This window comes from Marinobacter halodurans, assembly GCF_004327985.1.
Classification (GTDB): domain Bacteria; phylum Pseudomonadota; class Gammaproteobacteria; order Pseudomonadales; family Oleiphilaceae; genus Marinobacter_A; species Marinobacter_A halodurans.
The window spans coordinates 1-20,033 of the sequence record NZ_SJDL01000043.1; the positions used below are offsets into that span (position 1 = coordinate 1).

The window sequence follows — 20,033 nt, forward strand, 5'->3', positions numbered from 1 at the left end:
CGGGCGTCAGGTCCAGGTCGTCCTGGGCGATGACGGCGTTATCCATCAGTTGCTGAAACATCGCCATACCGCCCTGGCCATCGAGGAAACGGCTACCGGTGCGGGCCTGGAGGCTCTGCTCGACCAGGGTCAGCTCGTAAAAACCATCACCGATACGGCGCATGTATTGCGCGCCATCCCAATCGAGGCGGTCCAGCAAGTAGTCGGAGCTGGTGAAACTGGCGTAGTCGGTCAGTAACGGATTGGTCTCGACCAGATAGGGGTGGTCGGGATTGTGGTCGATAACGAAGAGACCGGAGTCGTCCGGCAGGTGGAAGCTGTCCTGGGCGAGCGGATCAATCACGTTGCCGCCGGCATGCCCGGCGCTCACGGAAACGCCGCTGCCCCCTGTTGCGGCGACACTCGGTGTTTTCGATACCCCGGTTTGGCTGACGGCCGAGACGTGATGATCGAGCGTGCCGTTATTGACCTTGCCGGTGAAGTTCAGGCTGACGTTGCCGGCGGACTCGATCGTCGCGCCCGCCAGGGTGACGGATTCCGTTGAATGGATCGTGACAGGGTCGTCGTCGCGATTGACTTGCTTGGTCTTGGTGCCCGCTGCAATATGCTTTCTCTTCCAATATCGCGCCCAACGGGTGGTTGTCAGCTTGACGTCGTCGACCGCGGCGGTGTTGTTGAGGTTATTCCCTTCCAGCGCGATCGAGCCACCGGCACCGATGTAGCTGTAGCGATTATCCAGGTTGGTCGCATGACCCGTCAGCCGCCCACCCGCAATCAGGCTTGCTGGAGAATAATCGTCCACCAGGGGCACGTCTTTTACGGTCTGGGTTCTGAACGTCCGTTCGTACTTGCCCATGCAATCGCGCGGATCATGAAAGCAACTGGCATTTTCACTGTATTCGTAGGGCCCGGTCTGGGTGACCCGGCCGCCGGACGTCCAGTCGCCCAGGTTCTCCAGGCTGTCGGTATTGATGGCGATGTCGCCCTCGGCACGCATCAGCCCCTGGCGATTGCGGATCAAGCGCGCCCGGCTACCGGGGGTTCGCCCTTCCATCGTGAGGTCGCCGAGGGAGAAAACTTCAGCGGTATCCGTGCCGGCGCCGATCTGGTTCTCGATATAGTTGGCGTTGAGGTCGAGGCTATCCAGACCGAAAAGCAACCCGCGGTTCGCAATGCGGCCCGCAACGATGGTCACCTGGCGCCCGCCCATATCCTTGCCGTTCTCGACCCGGTCGGCCTCGACGGAAAGGTCCTGGGCGGCGCTGAGTCGGTTCCTGTTATCCAACGTGCCACTGAGATGGACGTCGGCATTCCCCTGCGCCGCCGCCAATCCGTGCTGGCCAATGGAAAGTCCTGCCCCGTCGATCTGGAGATTACCGGCAGTCTGGAGTTTTCCCTGCAGGTTCACATCGTCTGACGCGCTGATCTGGAGGTCGCCGCTGGTTCGCCAGTCATCGGCACTGTTTACGGTGACCGGACCGGTACTGGTAATGCCGATGGACGCGGAATCGATATCGCCTTCGTACGTGAAGGCCTGGGTATCGATATCGAGCCGGTCGTTCGACTTGATCGAACCGCCTTCGTTATCGATATCCGTCGCGTTGACCTTCAGCGTGTCCAGCGAGGCCAGCTCACCGCTTCGGTTATCCAGGGCGCCCGCCTTTACGGTGACGGACTGCCCGCCAATGACCGTTCCCTGCTGATTGTCGAGCTGTGCCGCACTGACGCTGATATCGCCGTTCCCGGCCAGTTGTCCCTGATTGTCCAGGGACTCGGCCACCGTCACGGCCAGACTGCCCGTACTGGCCTGCCCGATCGACGCACTGTTCGCGTTTTCCAGGCTGGTTGCGCTGATCGTTGTCTTGGAGCCCTCGGCCAGCAGCTTGCCCTGGTTGGTCAAGCCGCCACTGAGGTCGACTTGCGCGCTGCCCTCACCCGACTGGAGGATCTCGCCGGTATTCTCCAGTGAATCACCGCTAATAGAGAGTTGACGCCCGACCACGTCTCCCGAATTGGTCACCCGACCGGCAGCCATCGAAAGCTTGCCTTGACCGGTACGTTTTCCGCTTGAATCGAATCCGGAATAAAGCTGGCCCGTCGCACCAACATCAATTGTCCCGGCGCTGAGATCGGTTGCCTCCTGGGCCCCGGCACTGCCGGTGATGGTAATCGCGCCCTCGGCCGTGGCTCTGAGCGCGGCTTCGCTGGTGACCGGCCCTTCAAGAACGATGTCGGAGGAGGCCGAGTCCAACCGGGTTGAGCCTGCCGAGTGTGTTGCCGCCAGGTGCAATGATCCGTCGGCCGAAAGCTCCAGGTCGCCGGTGGACGTCATCACACCCTCGCTGTTGACGCCCAGCCCTTTCTCGGTGCCGACCATGAAGATGCGGTTCGCATACATGCCGCCCACGCCGGAGACATCCAGCGCGACACGGGGCGGCTCGCCGTCGCCCTCGATGGCCTGGGCGTCAAGCGTGCCGTAATCAATGGCGTTGCTGCCAGTGACCAGGTTCAGGTCCTTGGCATAGAGATCCGCATTGATTTCGATCGCCCGTGCCAGCAGGTCAAGCCGGTCAATATTTCCGGCATTGATGCCTTGCCCATCAATGCGAAGCAGCCCCCGGCTGACCCGGATATCCCCCAGGCTGCCATCGTCCCTGAACCCAACGACACCCGTGGTCAACGTGCCCCTCGGGGTATTGATAAAGCCACAGCCGTCGCAGGTGATGCCGTTCGGGTTCGCGATAATCACGTCGGCACGACGTCCGGCCACTTCGGCATAGCCCCTGAGTTCAGACGGGAGGTTTCCGCCTACCTGATTGACGATCAGGCCAGCACCGGCGCTTCCGTTCAGGTTTGGATTGCCTTCGATGTAGCCGCCGAGCTGGGTCTGGGTAATCTGGCTGGCGTTGTTCAATATCAGGCCTTCGCCGCCAATATTGAACTGGCCGTACCGGTTCATCGAGACGCCGGCATCGGTTGGACGTGTGATCTGGACGATGGGGACGTTATTCCCCGCGCGGTCGAGGCTGGGCCGTTGTGAGGCCGGCGCGCTGGCATCGACCGACAAATCGGCAGCCGCCGCACATAGTGGCCCGAATGCCAACTGAAGGGAGAGAAGAATACACAGGGGACGATGATAGGAATTCACAGTTCTACTTCCTGGTAAGAACAATGATTAAATGCTGTAGGACAGGGTCAGTCCGACGTCGGGAACATCCGCTTTTGCCTGGGTATAGGCAGGGGCTTCAATCCGCTTGCCAACCCGAACGTCCAGGGACAGGCCTTGTCCCATCAGCCTGAACGCCACCTCGGCGGCGCTGGCTGAGCCATGCTGGGGCTGGTTGTCGGATTGCCTCGGCACCCATCCCTTCAGGACCGAAAAGGCAACGTTGGCATGGAAACCGGGGATAAAGCCGAGAGCGGCGTAAGGGCTGCCGATATCCAGCTTTAGCCAACCGCCGCTGTCACCGGCAAGACTGAAGTCGTTAAACCCGGTTATCAGGGAAGAACTGGCCGCAAGAACCTGTTCGGACGCCGGCAAGCGATCGGGGCTGTGCTGATACTGCCCCGTCAGGCCGACGCTCCAGTTCCAGACCGGTTTATTCAGGGCGCCATAGAAACGGTACTTCCGGAACTGGGCGTCGTCCGGGAATCCGCCCTGTCGATCGTCGTCCGCACCCAGGATTCGCAAACCATGTTCGGCCGTCAGGCTGGCAAAGGCGGTGGTGTCCTGGCCAATAAACTGCTTGACCCGAACCTCGATGCGGCCAATCGACAGTTTGCGACTGGAGACATCGATACGGGCATCCTCGATGTAGTTGTTGGTCTTCTTGGCCGCCAGCCCGACGAGTCCATCGAGCTTGGTGCTCTGCCCCCGGTACAGCGTCCGGTTGGCGCTGGCATCGATGACCTGGCTGTCGCCGCTCACGACAAACGTGCGATTGGTGCCCTGGACGACGTTTTCATACTTGAACTGGTTGCCACTCAACGTGAACAGGTTGTAGCGCCAAGGCACCGAATAATCGAGGCCAAAGCCGTAGGATTTCGAGTGCGACCGCTCGGCAAGCGACTGGTTGCCATTGATGACCAGGGCATCGTCGACGCCCAGGAGATCATCTGCAAAGACATCCAGCCTGCCGCGATAATCGTCGCCCTGCTGGATGCTGTCGCCCTCCACGGACAGCCGGCCACCGAGCCAGAAACCCTGGTGGTTCTTGACGTTAACGACCGTCTGGCCGGGCTTCTCGCCGGGCAGCATGTCGATCGTCGCGTTGTTGGAGCGCAGCCGGTTGACCTGGTCGAGGCCCTGTTCGATGTCTCGCAGGTTCAGCACATCGCCGGGGTCGAGTGGAAACGCCCAGGTGATGTTGCGAGGGGTCAGTGAGTCAGACTCGTAGCCCTGGACCTTGCCCACCACGATACGGATCTGGAGCTCACCCTCATTAAGCGACTGCTCAGGCAGGAAGGCCCGTGTCGTGACCAGACCTCGCTCCAAGAAGAGGCGGTTGAGTTGCTTGACCAGGTCGGCCAGTTGGGCAAGCGCCAGGCACTTGTCGAGGAATGGACGGGCCTTTCGCTTGACGTCTTCTTTCAGGTCATCCGGTAAATCCCGAATCCCCTGGAAGGTGATCGACGTGATGTCAATGCAGGGACCGGCGGTCTCAGGTTCAGGTTCTCTTGCCGGGGCTGGGGTCAACTGCTGGAAATCGTTTTCCAGTTCACGCTGGCGCTTTTCGCGCTGCAGCTTGTCCTGCTCTTCGCGAATCTCCAGTTGCTGTTTCCTGACGGTTTCACCGATCTCTTCGACGGACTGGGCCCATACGCTCTGGGAGACCAAACCGACAAGCAGCATTCCGGAAACGGCAAAACCCGGCCAATTGTATTTCACGTGCAAAGTCCATTTTTGGGGCCGCCCCCGTTATTCGGTCATCCTCGCCATAGTGAACCGTCAAGCTGGCTGGGATGATTGAGGTGGAACGACAAGCCCCTTACCGGAAAGCTCATCCACCACAGGCGCGCAATATAATGAACATTTTTTAATCGAGCCACGGTCTGCGCGGTAAAGTTTCAAATCTTTACAATTTTACTATATAGAACAGTCACTTCCTTCCCAATAACTGAATCCCGACTCATTCTTTGGGTCAGTCTGGCCGGCACGGCGCAAAACGTTGAAAACTCATGCTCGCAACCGGTGACCCTCTGGGAATCTGGAACAGCAGTGGCATGCTGGCTAGCACCACTCTTCAGGGCGATATAGATATTTTGAACCTGCCGCAGGAAAAAAGGGCCGGCGTGGATAGCCGGCCCGAAGGTGCCAAGACACCGTTGATGTAGGCAGCGATGTTCAGTCAGGCAGAGACGGCCGAGCGTCTACTCAAGACTGGCGCCGAAGGAAATACAGCCCTGTCCCTGGCCAGGACCATGGGCGCAGGAGATGTGATTGGGTTGCTGGAGAAGCGGTAACGCCCGGCACCCGTAAACCGGGTGCCGGAGTTGCAGGGTTCAGGCCGCTCCTTCGGCCTCCTCGGCCGCCTGCTTGCGCAGCAGGAAGCGCTGGATCTTGCCGCTGGAGGTTTTCGGCAATTCGGTGACGAACTCGATTTCCCGCGGATAGGAGTGGGTCGACAGCCGCGTGCGCACATGCTGCTTCAGCTGTTCGGCCAGATCGTCCACGCCGTCGAATTCCGGCCGGGTGACCACGTAGGCCTTCACGATGGCGCCGCGTTTTTCGTCCGGCTTGCCCACCACGGCGCTTTCCACCACCGCTTCGTGCTCCAGCAGGCAGCTCTCCACTTCCGCCGGGCCGATCCGATAACCCGCCGACGTGATGATGTCGTCGTCCCGGCCGGTGTAGGAATGGGAACCGTCACCGTTGCTGACCACCACATCCCCGGTCAGGTAGTACTTGCCGCGGAACGGGTCCTTCTCGTTCCAGGTGTAGCCCTGGAAGAAGAACAGCGGGGATTGCTCGCGATCCACCGCCAGTTCGCCGGTCTCGCCCGGCGCCACTTCATGGCCCTGGGCATCCAGCGCCACCAGCCGGTGTCCGGGAATCTGGTAGCCCATGCTGGCATCACGATGGGTGTGCTCCAGTTCGTGGAAGTTGGCGGAGGTCATGCCGGTTTCGGTCTGGCCATAGTGGTCGCATACCACGCAATCCAGCGCCCGTTTGACCCACGTTATGACTTCCGGGTTCAACGGTTCGCCGGCACTGCTGGCCACCCGCAGGTCGATTTCCGGGTAGTCCTTCAGCAGGTTCTCGTTGGCCTTGAGTAACCGGTAGGCGGTCGGCGCCGCCGCCAGGTTGGTGATGCGGTACTTGCGCAGGAATTCGAAGGTATTTTCCGCGGTAAACCCGGCTTCGTTGAAGTGGGTGGTGCAGCCCAGCAGCAGCGGGCCCACGATGGCGTAGTACAGTCCGTAGGCCCAGCCCGGATCCGCCACGTTCCAGAAGTTGTCGGACGGGCGCAGTCCCACGGCGTAGCGCATGTACATATAGAAAGCCGGCAACGCCCGGACCGGCACCGCGACGCCTTTGGACTTGCCGGTCGTGCCGGAGGTGAACATCTGCAGGAAAGGCTCTTCCGGGCCCAGCTTGACCGGATCGAAGGTCTCGGGTTGCTTGGCCATCTCCTCCCCGAACAGGAAGTCCGGGGTGCCCTCAACCGCGTCGCGGCTGTCCGCCACCAGCATGGTTTTCGGTAGTCCTTTCACATCGGCCAGCTTGGGCCACTGGGCCGGGTTGGTGACGATCAGCTTCGATTGAGCCTTTTCCAGGCGATACTCGATGGCCCCGGAACCAAAGGCGGTAAACAGCGGCTGGTAGACCGCACCGGCCCGCAGGGTGCCCAACACGCAGATCAGCAGTTCCGGCGTACGGGGTAACAGGCAAGCCACCCGATCGCCGCGGCCGATGCCCTGGGACTGGAGGAAACCCGCGAACCGCGCCGCGTCCTTCTGCAGTTCCGCAAACGTGATCTCTCCCGAGGTGCCGTCGATCCGCTCGTAGCGCAGGCCAACCCGTTCCGGATCGTCGGCGTGGCGATCGCAGATTTCCTCGCAGACGTTCAGGCCGTCGTTAAAATCGCCCCGGAACTCCTGTAAGATCGGGTCCACGGAAAACGTCTCAGCGAACACATCGTAGCTGGTTGTATCCATACTGATTCACCTTGTTCTTGTTGGTCTGATGACGTCAGATTAGGCAACGCCCGATGGGAACAGAATGACAGGATCAGGCAGATAACTTAACAAGTTTTGCGCGGGCCCCGTGCATGAAATCGGCAGACTCACCCTCCATGGACAACCTGACCTTCTCGCCCCATTACGCGCGGGCCGCCCTGCGCGGACTGGAAGCGGCGAAAGGCAATTGCGATGCCCTGCTGCGCAGCCGCGGCATCGATCCGGACCTTGTCCGTGAACCCCGCGCCCGCATCCCCACCGACCAGTTCATCCGCCTGTTCCGGCTGGTCTGGAAAGAGTTGGACGACGAGTTCATGGGCCGCACTGCCCGTCCCTGCCGGGTCGGTCATTTCCACCTGATGGGCTCGCTGGTGGTGCACAGCGCCAACCTGGAAGAGGTGCTGCACCAGAGCATTCGCTGCTACCGGCTGTTCTCGGACGACATCGAGATTTCGCTGAACCTGGACGGTGACGAGGCGGAACTGAGCCTGACCCACCATCATCCGGAACTCGACCCGGACCAGTTCCTGGTGGAATGGCTGCTGATGGTCTGGCACCGGCTGGTGGGCTGGCTGATCGGCCGCAAGATCGTGCTCAGCCACGCCACCTTCAAACACCCGCTACCGGGCCACTTCGACGAATACCGCTTCGTGTTTCCCTGCCAGTGCTATTTCGAGCGCAAGCGCAACAGCCTGTTTTTCAGCAAGAACTACCTGACCATGCCGGTGGTCCGTACGCCGGAGGAACTGGACGACTTCATCCTGAGTTCACCGCGGGACCTGATGATCTGGACGGCGGACGACGACAGCCTCAGCACCCGGGTGCGCCGACTGCTGGAGACCTGTGAAGACTCGCGCCTGCCCAATCTGGACTGGGTGGCGGAGCAATTGCACATGACGTCCTACACGGTCAGCCGCAAGCTCAAGTCCGAAGGCAGTGCCTATCAGCAGATCAAGGACAACCTGCGCCGGGATCAGGCGGTGATCATGCTGACGCGGCAGAACCTGAGTGTGGCGGAGATTTCGACGCAGCTGGGGTTTGCCGAGCCCGGGGCGTTTTCGAGGGCGTTCAAGCACTGGACGGGGCTGAGTCCGCTGGCTTATCGGCAGCAGGACCAGTGAGAGTGTTCATTTAGAGCTTGATGGGCGTCGGCTCCCCCTCTCCCTCCAAACCTCCGCTCCACGCCCCGGCTCGCCAGGGGAGAGAGGCTTCAAATCCAGCTCGGGGCAACCTGGCCACTATGGAGCAATGAGATAAAACCATTGGCACCAGGCAGCCGGAAAAGAAGCCCCTCGCCCCTGGCGGGAGAGGGGTTGGGGAGAGGGGGAAGGCGCCAAAACGAAGCTTCGACGCCACCACGAATTACAGCAGCTCAATCGCCACAGCCGTCCCCTCACCCCCACCAATACACAGCGACGCCACGCCTTTCTTCAGTCCACGCTGTTTCAGGGCATGGATCAGCGTCACGATGATCCGTGAACCGGACGACCCGATCGGATGTCCCAGGGCGCAGGCTCCGCCGTTGACGTTCACCTTGTCCGCATCCAGCCCCAGTTCGTTGATGGCCAGCAGCGCCACAACGGCGAACGCTTCGTTCACTTCGTACAGGTCCACGTCGTCTTTCGACCAACCGGCCTTGTCCAGCACCTTCTGGATCGCACCAATCGGCGCCAGGGTGAATTCCGCCGGCAGTCGCGCATGGGTGGCGTGGGCGACGATGCGGGCCAGCGGTTTCAGGTCACGCTGGTTGGCTTCTGCCCCACTCGCCAGCACCAGGGCCGAAGCGCCGTCGCTGATGGAGCTGGCGTTGGCCGCCGTCACCGTACCGTCTTTCTTGAACGCCGGCTTCAGCGCCGGGATCTTCTCGGGGCGGGCCTTGCCCGGCTGTTCGTCGGTGTCGACCACCGTCTCTCCGCCACGACCGGGTACGGTGACCGGCACGATCTCGTCCTGGAACCCGCCATTCTCGATGGCCGCCAGCGAGCGGTTCAGCGAGGTGACGGCAAACTCGTCCATGGCCTCCCGGCTGATCTTGTACTCATCCGCGCTACGCTGGGCGAACACACCCATCAGGCCGCCTTCGTAGGCGTCTTCCAGTCCGTCGAAGAACATGGAGTCGATCACCTGGCCGTGCCCCATGCGCATGCCTTCGCGGGCCTTGGGCAGCAGGTACGGCGCCTGGCTCATGTTCTCCATGCCGCCGGCGATCATGATGGTGTTGGTGCCCGCCTTGATCTGGTCGTGGGCCATGATGACCGCCTGCATGCCGGAGCCGCACATCTTGTTGACGGTGGTGCAGCCGGAGCTGTCCGGAATGCCCGCCGCGCGGGACGCCTGACGCGCCGGCGCCTGGCCGAGACCGGCCGGCAGCACACAGCCCATCACCACTTCATTCACGTCCGCTGGCACCAGGCCGGCGCGTTCGATGGCCGCCTTGATGGAGACCGCCCCCAGCTCCGGCGACCGGACCGGGCTCAGCGCCCCCAGCATGCCGCCCATCGGGGTGCGGGCGGCGCCAACAATCACGACATCTGAATCAGACATAGCTTATTCCTCAATTCCGGTTACTTGCCCAGCAGGGAGCGGGCGATGACTTCCTTCATGACTTCGGAAGTGCCGCCGTATATGCGTTGCACGCGGGCATCGGTGAAGGCCCGCGAGATCGGGTATTCCGTGGTGTAGCCATAGCCGCCAAACAGTTGCAGGCAGCCATCCGCCACCCGGCACTGCATCTCGGTGGCGCTGTACTTGGCCATGGACGCGGTGGCAGCATCCAGCTCACCGGCGCTGTATTGCTCGATGCACTCGTTGATGAACGCCTGGTTCACCCGGTAGTCGGTTTCCATCTCGGCAATGCGGAAGCGGGTGTTCTGAAGCTGCTTGAGCTTCTGGCCGAACAGTTCCCGCTCGTCGGCGTAGGCGATGGTCAGGTCCAGGGCACCGCGAGCCGCGGCACAACCCAGGGCACCGATCACCAGGCGCTCCCGGGGCAGCTCGGTCATCAGGTAGACGAAGCCTTTACCTTCCTCACCCAGCAGGGCCGATGCGGGCACCCGCAGGTCTTCGAAGAACAGCTCCGAGGTGTCGCCACAGTGCTGCCCGATCTTGTCGAGGTTGCGGCCACGGCTGAAGCCGGGCAGCGAGGTGTCTACCAGGAACAGGCTGATGCCGCGGGCGCCGGCCGACGGATCGGTCTTGGCGGCGACGATCACCATGTCGGCGTGCTGACCGTTGGTGATGAACGTCTTGGAACCGTTGAGGATGTAGCCGCCGTCACCGTCCGGCTTGGCGCTGGTGCGCATCGCCTGCAGGTCGCTGCCGGCACCGGGTTCGGTCATGGCGATGGCGCCCACCGCCTCGCCACTGACCAGCTTCGGTAGCCAGTGCTGCTTCTGCTCTTCCGAGGCGATGTTGGTCAGGTACGGCGCGACGATATCGGAGTGCACCATCACGTTGGTGGCCAGCGCGCCGAAGCCCATACGCGCCAGCTCGGCGCCCACGACAATCGAATAGTCGAACGGCACGCCCACGCCGCCATAGGCTTCCGGCACGTCGACACACAGCATGCCGGCCTCGCCAAAGGTCCGCCACAGCTCACGCGGTACGATGCCTTCCTCGTCCCAGGCATCGTAATGGGGCTGGACCTGGCTTTCCAGGACCTTGACCACCATATCGCGGAACATGGCCCGCTCTTCCGGTTCACGAATCGGTTTCATGCTGACCTCCGGCCTATTTCGGCGCCATCCGCAGCGCGCAGTCCAGGCGGACCACCTCGCCGTTGAGGATCGGGTTCCTGACCATCTGCTCGACCATCATGCCGAACTCTTCCGGCTTGCCCAGGCGCTGCGGGAACGGCAGCGTCGCCGCCAGGCTGTCCTGCACCTCCTGCGGCATGCCCGCCATCATCGGCGTCATGAAGATGCCCGGCGCAATGGTGTTCACGCGGATGCCCTGGCGCGCCAGTTCACGGGCGGCCTGTAGGGTCATGGACACCACGCCGCCCTTGGAGGCGCTATAGGCCACCTGCCCGATCTGCCCTTCATAGGCCGCGACCGAGGCGGTGGCAATGATGATGCCCCGTTCGCCGTCGGCGTTGGGCTCGCGCTGCATCATCTCCGCCGCCGCCAGCCGCATGATGTTGAAGGTGCCCACCAGGTTCACCTGGATCACCTTGTTGAAGTCGTCCAGGGGCATGGGGCCTTCCTTACCCACGATCTTGGCCGCCGGGGCGATACCGGCGCAGTTCACGGCAATCCCGCAGGGGCCATGCGCTTCCCGGGCGGCAGCGATGGCCGCTTCGGCGCTCTCGGCCGAGGACACGTCGCACTTGACGAAAATACCGCCGACCTCTTCGGCCACAGCGCGGCCGCGCTCTTCCTGCAGGTCCAGGATGGCCACCTTGCAACCTTCTGCTGCCAGGGCGCGGACGGCACCTTCGCCCAGGCCGGATGCGCCACCGGTGACGATGGCGGGTACACCTTTGAATTCCATAATCGCCTCTTGTTGTTCATTGGCTCTTGCTGTCAGACACGCAAATGGAGCCTGAATTCAGTACATGGTTTCAGTGTGACCCAGCCGGCGCCGCCAGGGCCATGACAAGATCAGGCAGGAAATTTGATAAAAACTGGAGAAACGGTGGCCGGATTGGTCGGCTGAACGTACGTTAATCCCGGCCAATGCCGTAACGTGTAAGAATCGCCCGGAATCCCGGTAACCTGCGACAGTCACATTGGCAAATCACAGCTAGTCTTAGGGTATGAGCGACAACACTCCGTTGATCATTTGCGAGTACTGCGACGCGGTCTACCAGCGCCCGACCCTCGCCATCCACCAGCAGGCCCATTGCGTGCGTTGTGGCGGTCTGCTGGCCCGGCCTCACCTGTTCCACGTCGACCACCTGCTGGCCCTGTGCGTGACCGCCATCATGCTGGTCGCGTTTCTCAGCTTCTATCCGGTGCTGGTCATCCGCACGGGCGGACAGACCCACGACGCCACCCTGGTGGATGCCGTCTGGGCGTTGACGGAAGGCCCCACCGGCATCATGGCGCTGCTGGCGGCCTTCTCCGTGGTGGTGGTACCGGTCACGCAGGTTGCGCTGCTGACCTGGTTGCTCGGCTTCGCCCATTTCCGTCAGCGGGCGCCGGGTTTCCGGGGTTGCATGCGCTGGCTGGCCACCCTGGGCCCCTGGAGCATGCTGGAAGTCTTCCTGCTCGGCGCCCTGGTGGCGGTCTTCAAGATCACCGGCCGGATTGAGGTCCTGCCCACGATGGGGCTGCTGGCCCTTGGGGGGTTGAGCCTGCTGATCATCGGCATGGCCGGGCGCGACGTGCAACGGCTCTGGGACGAGTTGCCATGACGCCGCCCGTCGCCGCCGAGCTGGGCCTGTGCCTTTGCCACCACTGCCATCTGGCCTGCGAGCTGGAGCGCCATCCCCATGTCTGCCCCCGCTGCGGCGCCCACCTGCACCGGCGCAAGCGCAGCGCCATCGCGCGGACCTGGGCGCTGGTGCTGACGGCCCTGATCCTGTACATCCCGGCCAATGTGCTGCCGATCATGCACACCAGCTCGTTCAAGGGAGATTCCACGACCACCATCCTGGGCAGCGTCGTCACCCTCTGGCAGGAAGGCGCCTGGGACATCGCCACCATCATCTTTGTCGCCAGTGTCGGGGTACCGGTGACGAAATTCCTGGTGCTGGGTCTGCTATTGTGTACCGTACACCGGGGCAGCGAACGTTCGCGCCGGGACCGCACCCGCCTCTATCGCGGGCTTGAGCTGATCGGCTACTGGTCTATGCTCGATGTATTCGTCGCCGCGCTGCTGACGGCCCTGGTCCAGTTCGGCGCGTTGGGCACGATCGAGCCGCGACCGGGGATCCTTTTCTTTGGCCTGGTGGTGATCCTGACCATGCTGGCCACCCTGAGTTTCGATCCACGACTGATATGGGACACGGACGCCAACGATGACTAATGGTCAGACGCCGCAGTCGCCCGCCGAGGCAGACGTCAAATCCCGTCGCTGGAGTCTGTCGCTGGTATGGCTGGTGCCGCTGGTGGCCGCACTGGTAGGCCTCTCCATGCTGATCCGCGCCTGGCACAATGCCGGCCCCACCGTGGAGGTCACTTTCGAGACTGCCGGCGGGCTCACACCGGGCCAATCCCAGGTCAAATACCGCAACGTAGTGATCGGCAGCGTGTCGGACATCCGCCTCAGCAAGGACCACAAGAAAGTGGTCGTGACCATCGACCTGAACCGGGAGGCGAAGGACTTTGCCCGCAAGGACTCGCGCTACTGGGTGGTGCGCCCCCGTATCGGAACCGGTGGCGTTTCCGGGCTGGACACCCTGCTCTCAGGCGACTTCATCGCGGCCGACCCCGGCGACTCCCAACAACGGGCCACCCGCTTCGAAGGTCTTGAAAACCCGCCGCCGGTCACCTACGGCGAGCCGGGTAAACGGTTCAAGCTCAAGGCCGGCGACCTGGGCTCGCTGGATATCGGTTCCCCCATCTACTACCGCAAGGTTCGTGTCGGCCAGGTAGTGTCCTACTCGCTGGATGAATCCGGCGACGGGGTCAACGTCGATATTTTCATCAACGCGCCCAACGATCGCTACGTCACCGCCGACACCCGCTTCTGGAATGCCAGCGGCATCGATATCGGCGTCAGTGCCAACGGCCTGGAACTGGATTCGGAATCGCTGCTGTCCGTACTGACCGGGGGCGTTGCCTTTGCCACACCGGACCGGGGCGCCGACAGCGCACCGGCGGAACCGGGCAGCGAATTCCAGCTGTTCTCCGAAAAGGACGCCGCGCTGTCGCCCGGCAAAGGACCGCCCCAGCGTATTCGCATGCGTTTCGACCAGTCCCTGCGCGGCCTGAAGGAGGGCTCGCCGGTGGAACTGATCGGCAAGGAGATTGGCGAGGTCACCCGGGTCACCCTGGATTATGACGCCAACAGCAAGACATTCCCGGTGATCGTGGACGCACGCATCTACCCCCAGATGCTGGGTCAGGCCTACGGCAAACTGCTGACGGATATCCGGCAGCCCGCCGGCAACCTGGATGAGGTGCACCGGCTGTTCGAGGAACTGGTCAAGCAGGGTCTGCGCGCCGAGGCCCGGACCAGCAACCTGCTCACCGGCCAGCTCTACGTGGCGCTGGAAATCTATCCGGACGCCAGGCCGGTGGCGTTCGACGTGACCCGCGATCCCATCCACATTCCAACCCGCCCCACCAGCCTCGACAAGTTGCAGGAACAACTCACCCGGCTGGTGGACCGGTTCAGCAAGATCCCGTTTGAAAGCATTGCCGAGAACATGAACGACAGCCTGGCCGAACTCCACAAGACTCTCGGTACCATCAACAGCGACGTGATGCCCTCGGCCCTGCAAACGCTGAGGAATATCGACGGCGTCATGACGGACATGCGCTCGACGCTGAACCAGGCGGCCGACGCCCTGGATCCCGACTCACCGGAACGCACGCGGATCGGCCATGCCCTGGATGAAGTGGAACGGATGTCGCGCTCGGTGCGCGAGCTGTCCGACTACCTTCGCCGGCATCCCGAAGCCATGATCCGTGGTCGCTCACAGCCGGTAAGGAGTGAAAACTGAGGATGACGTGCATCAATCGATCCATTCCCCGTCTGGTGGTCGGTGCCTGGCTGGCCCTGGCCCTTTCCGGCTGCGGCAGCAGTCCTCCGGTCCACTTCCACACCCTGGTTCCTCCGGCGGAAACGGGCAGGCCCGTCGGGGAGGAATCGCGCATCACGGTGGAGGCCGTCACGGTACCGCCCCAGGTGGACCGGACGGCGCTGGTGCTGCGGGCGGATCGAAGCCAGTTGCAGGTCCTGGAATCGGACTGGTGGGGAGCGCCGCTGCCCCAGGAAATCCAGAGTGCCCTGACGGTTGCCCTCAACCCGGCGGAGGCGAAAGACAGTGGTGTGCATGCCTGGGTCCGCATCACCCGGTTCGAGGCCATGCGCAACGATCAGGCATGGCTGGATGCGGAAATCCGCCTCGATAACCGCAATCCGGACGCGCGCCTGGAACAGTTGACCTGCGCCACACGGCTGCAGTCCGACACCGGCCCGACGGTCACCGATACGGTGCTGGCCCAGCAGGCCAACCTCGCCGGCCTGGCCGACCGGATCCGCGCCCAGGCCCGACGCCTGCTGGCCGGCGACGACACCTGTCTGCCTCCAGCCTGAGAGCCATCAGTCTGGACGGTTACTGGTGCCCGGCGACAGCGTGGGGCACGTAGGGGCTCTCCAGAATCGTCTTCTCCTCGTCACTCAGGGTGATATCCAGGGCGGCGATGGCGTCATCCAGGTGCTTCTCCTTGCTGGCCCCCACGATCGGCGCCGACACCACGGGATTGGCGGCCACCCAGGCCAGTGCAATCTGCGCCATCGGCAGGCCTCGCTGCTCGGCGACGCTGCGCAGGGCATCGATCACCGGCACGTCGATGTCGCCGCCCAGATGCCACTTGCGGGTCATCTCGTCGGTCCGGGCGCGGGTGCTCTCGCCACCCTCGCCTTGCGTGGTCTTACCGGCCAGCACGCCCCGGGCCAGCGGGCTCCAGGGGATAACACCCACACCCTGGTCAGCACACAGGGGGAACATCTCCCGCTCCTCTTCCCGGTACACCAGGTTGTACATCGGTTGCATGGTGACGAACCTCGTCCAGCCGTTGCGTTCGGCCACGTGCTGGGCCTTGGCGAACTGCCAGGCAAACATCGAGGACGCGCCGATGTAGCGCACCTTCCCGGCCTTCACCACGTCATGCAGCGCCTCCATGGTTTCCTCGATGGGCGTGTCGTAGTCCCAGCGGTGGATCTGGTAGAGGTCGACGTAGTCCATGCCCAGCCGTTCCAGCGAGGCATCGATGGCCTCCATGATGTGTTTGCGGGACAGGCCGCGGTCGTTGGGGCCGTCTCCCATCGGGCTGCACACCTTGGTAGCGAGCACGAACTGATCGCGCCGGGCGTAATCCAGCAGCGCCTTGCCCACCACGCGTTCGGATTCCCCGAGGGAATACATGTCGGCGGTGTCGAAGAAGTTGATCCCGGCATCCAGCGCCTTCTTGATGAACGGACGGCTGGCCCGCTGGTCCAGGACCCAGTCGCGCCATTCCGGCGTACCGTACGTCATGGTGCCCAGACACAGCGGCGACACCTTCATACCGGTTGAACCCAATCGGCGATATTCCATGGCAACCTCCTTCTGGCAGTTCGTTTTGAATCGATGTGAGCACGGGCAAGCCTGGGGGGATGTCGCGATGATATGGCCAGGATACCGGCCGGCGACACGTGTTATCCGTTCATGCTGAACCGATCAGGCAGGCGTGACAACCGTTAGCCGTGGTCGCGCTCAATCCCGATCGGCGTCGGGTGCAGAGGGGGCGGGATCGATATCGGTGTAGTCTTCCGGACTGAAGCGGGGTGTACACAGCGCCAGGAAGACCAGATCCCCGCTGCCGGTATTGCGGATGCGCTGGACGGCACCGGCCGGGATGGTCACCACATCCCCCGCGGCCACCGGGCCGGAGACGGCATCGCCCACCTCGACCCAGCCCTCGCCGGCCAGGATCACGTAGCGCTCGACCTGCCGGGCCAGGCGATGCAGGCGGGTGGTGCGCCCGGGCGCCACCCTGGCCCGGGCAATGGACAGCGCCGGATCGTCGTCCGAGTTGGACAACTCCAGGATGAAACAGCCTTCCTCGAAGAAATACTCACGGGATTCATCGGGAGAGCGGATCGACGCCCGGGCCATCATGCTTCTTCCAGACTGGCCGCCGCGTCCTTCTCGCGACGAAGCGAACGCAGCATGAAGCTGAACGAGACCGCGGCACACGCGGCCATGGCCAACACCACCGCCAGCAGGGTGTGCGGCAGCAGGGCCGACAGGGCACTGATCGTCCCGGCAACGCCAAACTGGGCCGCCCCAAGCAGGGCCGCAGCCGTACCTCCGCTGGTCGGGAAGTACTCCATGAAGCAGGCCTGGATGTTCGGCGTGATGGCCCCCATGACGCCGATGGTCAGCATCATCGCCGCCAGAAACGCATAGATGGGCCAGTCGAAAGCTGCGGCAGCAACCAGGAGGGAGGCGCCCAGTCCCTGCAACGCACTCGCCATCTGCAGCACGCGCAACGACGCCAGCCGGGACAACAGGGCCCGGTTGGCGAGGTTGACACAGAACATCGTCACGATGTTGGCGCCGAACAGCAGCGCAAAGGCCTGCTCCGATTGGCCAAAGTGCTCCTGGTAGATGAACGACGCATGGGTGATGAACAGCATCATCACCGAGAACGACCCGATCTGCCAGAAGATGAACGGCAGCGCCTTCGTATTGCCAAGAACCGACGCATAACGTTTGAGGATACTGACGTCAGCCGACGATACGGACACCGACACCGGATCGCGGAACACGGTCCCCAGCAGGACCGGAACGACAAACACCGCGTACAGCGCCAGGAAGACAAAGATGACGTTCCAGGGACCGACGGCCAACAGGCCGCTTCCAATACTCGGTGCGATCCCGGGTGCGATGACCATAATCAGGCCGATCATGGAAAACAGCTTGGCCGCGTCCTGCCCGCTTACCCGATCGCGCACCAGCGCCGGTATCGACACCAGGACCCAGCCGGCTCCGACCGCCTGGATCGCCCGGCCCGCCAGGAACACCGACAGGGCATCGGTCAACGCCAACCACAGGCTGGCCGCCGCAAAGATGGCCAGCCCGGACATCAGGATCACCTTGCGACCGTAGCGGTCAGAGAGTGCCCCACCGATCAGTTGACCCAAGGCGAGGGAGAAAATGTAGACCGACACGCTCAGTGACACCTGCTGGGTGGAGACCCCCAGCGAATCCGCGATATCGGGGAACGCCGGCAGATAGGTATCCACCGAGAAGGGCCCGAGCATCATGGTCGACGCCAGCGCAAAAATGAGTGAAAAGCGAACGTGCGGTTCCGTCTTCGACATGCGACATCCAGTTCAGCGGGATACGATGATCAATTGCGTGACTATAAATTGGTTCGCTAACGACATAAATTGAGAAAAATGCTTACTATCAATCCGATAACATCCATGTACGGCATTGGAAGGACTTACGGAGGGATCCGGATCAGGCCGGCATCAGTTTTTCCAGGGTCCGGCGTGCCTCCTTTGCAGCCTCACGACCGGACTCAACGTGAGCCCTCATGATGGCCCGTTCCCTTATCAGCCAACGGGCTGGATGGTCCGCTCCCGCGGCCAGCGCACTTTCTTCATCCCGGCCAGCCAGTCCGTCGACGTATCCCGGTATCCCAGTGCCACCAGGACGACGCCGTGCAATCCCCGATCACGGAGACCGAGCACCGCATCCAGCGCGACGGGATCGAAGCCCTCCATCGGGGAGGCATCGACCAGCTCCAACGCCGCCGCACTCAGGACGGTTCCCAGGCCAATGTACGCCTGCCGGGCCGCCCATTCGACATTCTGGTCGGGGGTGCGCTGGCGCAGGGTGCCCTTGATCATGTCCCGATACCCGGCCAGATCGGTCGGATCCATGTCCCGCTCACTGGCTATCCGGTGAATCAGTTCGTCCACATGCGTTTCCTCGACCGGATCCCAGGCCGCGAAAACCAGCAAGTGGGAGCATTCGGTGATCTGCGGTTGATCCCCCGCCCTCTCACGGATGGTCGCCTTCAGGGCCGGATCGTCGATGACCAGCACAGTATAGGGCTGGAGCCCGAAGGACGACGGCGCCAGGTGGATGGCGTCGAGGATGCGCTCCAGCTTTTCAGCAGGCACCATTTGACCATTCATGCGTTTGGCGGCGTAGCGCCAGTTCAAGGCCTCGTTCAGCATGGACATCGTTATACCTCTCATGGGTGTGTTATCAGGAATTTGCGGTTGTCGCCGCGGGAGGCTGCGGCACCGACCGGCGGGCAGCCCGATGGAAGATCACGGTGCCGGCCGCCACCAGCGTGCCGGCCAGTGCCAGGTTCGGAGGGGTCGGCTCGCCCAGGGCCAGGACGGCAATCAGGGTCCCGACCACCGCGGCAACGGTCCCGATCTGGCTCAGGTAGACCGGCCCGGCCAGTTTCTGCAGTACGAAGTAGAAGAAGTAGAGGATTGAAAACACCCCGGTTTCGACACCGAGCAACACCGGCACCGTCGACGAGCGAAAAAGATCCCCGAACTGGCCGGCCTCTGTCGCCCACACAAACGGCAGCAGCGCCAACGCGGCGCCGATCAGCATGATCGCCGCCAGGAAGATCGGTGACGTGCCCACCGGCCAGCGCCGTGTCCGGTAGATGTTGCCCACCGCCAGGACCACAGGCATCGCCAGGATCAGGACCGCCCAGGCCGGATCGCCGGTGCTGCTCCCCGCTTTTGACAGGGCGAGGATCACCCCGCCCACCAGCGCCAGCGATACGCCCAGCAGACGCTGGATACGCAACGCCTCCATCCCCAGCAGGACCGCCATCACCCAGGTGATCAGGATGGGAAACGCGAAGCTCAGGGAGATAAAGCCGGCCCCCACATGCCTCACGGCGAGAAACCCCAGGGCATTGGGCAGGGCCAGCAGCACACCCGTCACCAGCGCGTATTCCAGGGTGCGCCGGTTGAAGGGCATGGCCTGGCGCTGCAAAGCGGTCAATAGCATCAGGACGATGCCGGCACCCGCCAGGGCCACCATCAGGAACGTCAGCCGGGGCGCACCGGCGCCGTCCGCAAATTTGGCCATCATCAGGGAGAGGGCCAGAAAGGTACCGACCAGCAGCAGACAGCCGAAGGCATACAGCCCCTGCCGGTCACCCGCCTTGTGCGACTGCGAAGCCTTCGCCATCATTAACCTCCAGTATCTT

The 20,033-nt window shown here is 62.9% G+C and carries 16 protein-coding genes; 5 read left to right on the plus strand and 11 right to left on the minus strand.

Annotation, left to right across the window (positions count from 1 at the left end; genetic code table 11):
* The 3 genes from EZI54_RS20115 to EZI54_RS20125 all read right to left on the minus strand — a co-directional run.
* Window positions 1-3,148, minus strand: a 3,148-nt coding sequence (locus tag EZI54_RS20115) for a two-partner secretion domain-containing protein (RefSeq protein WP_165495819.1), incomplete at its 3' end; no start/stop codon positions are given.
* A 27-nt stretch (window positions 3,149-3,175) separates the two neighbouring features.
* Window positions 3,176-4,888 carry a ShlB/FhaC/HecB family hemolysin secretion/activation protein gene (locus EZI54_RS20120; protein WP_131483678.1) on the minus strand — a complete coding sequence of 571 codons (1,713 nt, stop codon included), beginning with the start codon at window positions 4,886-4,888 and terminating at the stop codon, window positions 3,176-3,178.
* A 614-nt stretch (window positions 4,889-5,502) separates the two neighbouring features.
* Window positions 5,503-7,158 carry an AMP-binding protein gene (locus EZI54_RS20125; RefSeq protein ID WP_131483679.1) on the minus strand — a complete coding sequence of 552 codons (1,656 nt, stop codon included), beginning with the start codon at window positions 7,156-7,158 and terminating at the stop codon, window positions 5,503-5,505.
* Window positions 7,159-7,271: 113 nt separating this feature from the next.
* On the opposite strand from EZI54_RS20125, the gene EZI54_RS20130 reads away from it, so the two are divergent.
* A complete protein-coding gene (locus EZI54_RS20130; protein ID WP_242674536.1) occupies window positions 7,272-8,300 on the plus strand; it encodes an AraC family transcriptional regulator in 1,029 nt (342 codons plus the stop codon).
* A 241-nt stretch (window positions 8,301-8,541) separates the two neighbouring features.
* On the opposite strand, the gene EZI54_RS20135 is transcribed toward EZI54_RS20130, so the two are convergent.
* From EZI54_RS20135 to EZI54_RS20145, 3 genes are read right to left on the minus strand one after another with little or no spacing between them, the layout of a single operon-like run.
* Window positions 8,542-9,723, minus strand: a complete 1,182-nt coding sequence (locus tag EZI54_RS20135; RefSeq protein ID WP_131483680.1) for a thiolase family protein — start codon at window positions 9,721-9,723, stop codon at window positions 8,542-8,544.
* 20 nt (window positions 9,724-9,743) lie between these two features.
* Window positions 9,744-10,895, minus strand: a complete 1,152-nt coding sequence (locus EZI54_RS20140) for an acyl-CoA dehydrogenase family protein (RefSeq protein ID WP_131483681.1) — start codon at window positions 10,893-10,895, stop codon at window positions 9,744-9,746.
* A gap of 13 nt (window positions 10,896-10,908) precedes the next feature.
* Entirely contained in the window at window positions 10,909-11,670 is a 762-nt protein-coding gene (locus EZI54_RS20145) for an SDR family NAD(P)-dependent oxidoreductase (protein WP_131483682.1), read from the minus strand.
* Window positions 11,671-11,935: 265 nt separating this feature from the next.
* Here EZI54_RS20145 and EZI54_RS20150 point away from each other — a divergent pair, with 265 nt between their 5' ends.
* From EZI54_RS20150 to EZI54_RS20165, 4 genes are read left to right on the plus strand one after another with little or no spacing between them, the layout of a single operon-like run.
* The gene (locus tag EZI54_RS20150) at window positions 11,936-12,535 is read left to right on the plus strand and encodes a paraquat-inducible protein A (RefSeq protein WP_131483683.1); all 600 of its coding nucleotides are present in this window, start codon (window positions 11,936-11,938) and stop codon (window positions 12,533-12,535) included.
* Window positions 12,532-13,149: a paraquat-inducible protein A gene (locus EZI54_RS20155; RefSeq protein WP_131483684.1), complete on the plus strand. Its 618-nt coding sequence runs from the start codon at window positions 12,532-12,534 to the stop codon at window positions 13,147-13,149. The genes EZI54_RS20150 and EZI54_RS20155 overlap by 4 nt, the downstream gene beginning before the upstream one ends.
* Entirely contained in the window at window positions 13,142-14,791 is a 1,650-nt protein-coding gene (locus tag EZI54_RS20160) for a PqiB family protein (RefSeq protein WP_131483685.1), read from the plus strand. Before EZI54_RS20155 ends, EZI54_RS20160 begins: the two co-directional genes overlap by 8 nt.
* Window positions 14,792-14,793: 2 nt before the next feature.
* Window positions 14,794-15,387 carry a PqiC family protein gene (locus tag EZI54_RS20165; protein WP_131483686.1) on the plus strand — a complete coding sequence of 198 codons (594 nt, stop codon included), beginning with the start codon at window positions 14,794-14,796 and terminating at the stop codon, window positions 15,385-15,387.
* 19 nt (window positions 15,388-15,406) lie between these two features.
* On the opposite strand, the gene EZI54_RS20170 is transcribed toward EZI54_RS20165, so the two are convergent.
* The 5 genes from EZI54_RS20170 to EZI54_RS20190 form a co-directional block, all read right to left on the minus strand.
* Window positions 15,407-16,390, minus strand: coding sequence for an aldo/keto reductase (locus EZI54_RS20170; RefSeq protein ID WP_131483687.1), 984 nt, complete (start codon window positions 16,388-16,390; stop codon window positions 15,407-15,409).
* A gap of 159 nt (window positions 16,391-16,549) precedes the next feature.
* Complete coding sequence (locus EZI54_RS20175; RefSeq protein WP_242674537.1) at window positions 16,550-16,954, minus strand: cupin domain-containing protein; 405 nt, start codon at window positions 16,952-16,954, stop codon at window positions 16,550-16,552.
* Window positions 16,951-18,162: a Bcr/CflA family efflux MFS transporter gene (locus EZI54_RS20180; protein ID WP_131483688.1), complete on the minus strand. Its 1,212-nt coding sequence runs from the start codon at window positions 18,160-18,162 to the stop codon at window positions 16,951-16,953. The genes EZI54_RS20175 and EZI54_RS20180 overlap by 4 nt, the downstream gene beginning before the upstream one ends.
* Before the next feature lie 237 nt (window positions 18,163-18,399).
* Entirely contained in the window at window positions 18,400-19,035 is a 636-nt protein-coding gene (locus EZI54_RS20185; protein ID WP_131483689.1) for an NAD(P)H-dependent oxidoreductase, read from the minus strand.
* A 25-nt stretch (window positions 19,036-19,060) separates the two neighbouring features.
* The gene (locus tag EZI54_RS20190; RefSeq protein WP_131483690.1) at window positions 19,061-20,014 is read right to left on the minus strand and encodes a DMT family transporter; all 954 of its coding nucleotides are present in this window, start codon (window positions 20,012-20,014) and stop codon (window positions 19,061-19,063) included.
* Window positions 20,015-20,033 lie beyond the last annotated feature (19 nt).

Excerpts from the sequence above, each read along its gene's own strand:
- EZI54_RS20125 (WP_131483679.1), bottom strand. The coding sequence starts at position 7,158 with ATGGATACAACCAGCTACGATGTGTTCGCTGAGACGTTTTCCGTGGAC.
- EZI54_RS20130 (WP_242674536.1), top strand. The coding sequence starts at position 7,272 with ATGAAATCGGCAGACTCACCCTCCATGGACAACCTGACCTTCTCGCCC.
- EZI54_RS20135 (WP_131483680.1), bottom strand. The coding sequence starts at position 9,723 with ATGTCTGATTCAGATGTCGTGATTGTTGGCGCCGCCCGCACCCCGATG.
- EZI54_RS20140 (WP_131483681.1), bottom strand. The coding sequence starts at position 10,895 with ATGAAACCGATTCGTGAACCGGAAGAGCGGGCCATGTTCCGCGATATG.
- EZI54_RS20145 (WP_131483682.1), bottom strand. The coding sequence starts at position 11,670 with ATGGAATTCAAAGGTGTACCCGCCATCGTCACCGGTGGCGCATCCGGC.
- EZI54_RS20150 (WP_131483683.1), top strand. The coding sequence starts at position 11,936 with ATGAGCGACAACACTCCGTTGATCATTTGCGAGTACTGCGACGCGGTC.
- EZI54_RS20155 (WP_131483684.1), top strand. The coding sequence starts at position 12,532 with ATGACGCCGCCCGTCGCCGCCGAGCTGGGCCTGTGCCTTTGCCACCAC.
- EZI54_RS20160 (WP_131483685.1), top strand. The coding sequence starts at position 13,142 with ATGACTAATGGTCAGACGCCGCAGTCGCCCGCCGAGGCAGACGTCAAA.
- EZI54_RS20165 (WP_131483686.1), top strand. The coding sequence starts at position 14,794 with ATGACGTGCATCAATCGATCCATTCCCCGTCTGGTGGTCGGTGCCTGG.
- EZI54_RS20170 (WP_131483687.1), bottom strand. The coding sequence starts at position 16,390 with ATGGAATATCGCCGATTGGGTTCAACCGGTATGAAGGTGTCGCCGCTG.
- EZI54_RS20175 (WP_242674537.1), bottom strand. The coding sequence starts at position 16,954 with ATGATGGCCCGGGCGTCGATCCGCTCTCCCGATGAATCCCGTGAGTAT.
- EZI54_RS20180 (WP_131483688.1), bottom strand. The coding sequence starts at position 18,162 with ATGTCGAAGACGGAACCGCACGTTCGCTTTTCACTCATTTTTGCGCTG.
- EZI54_RS20185 (WP_131483689.1), bottom strand. The coding sequence starts at position 19,035 with ATGTCCATGCTGAACGAGGCCTTGAACTGGCGCTACGCCGCCAAACGC.
- EZI54_RS20190 (WP_131483690.1), bottom strand. The coding sequence starts at position 20,014 with ATGGCGAAGGCTTCGCAGTCGCACAAGGCGGGTGACCGGCAGGGGCTG.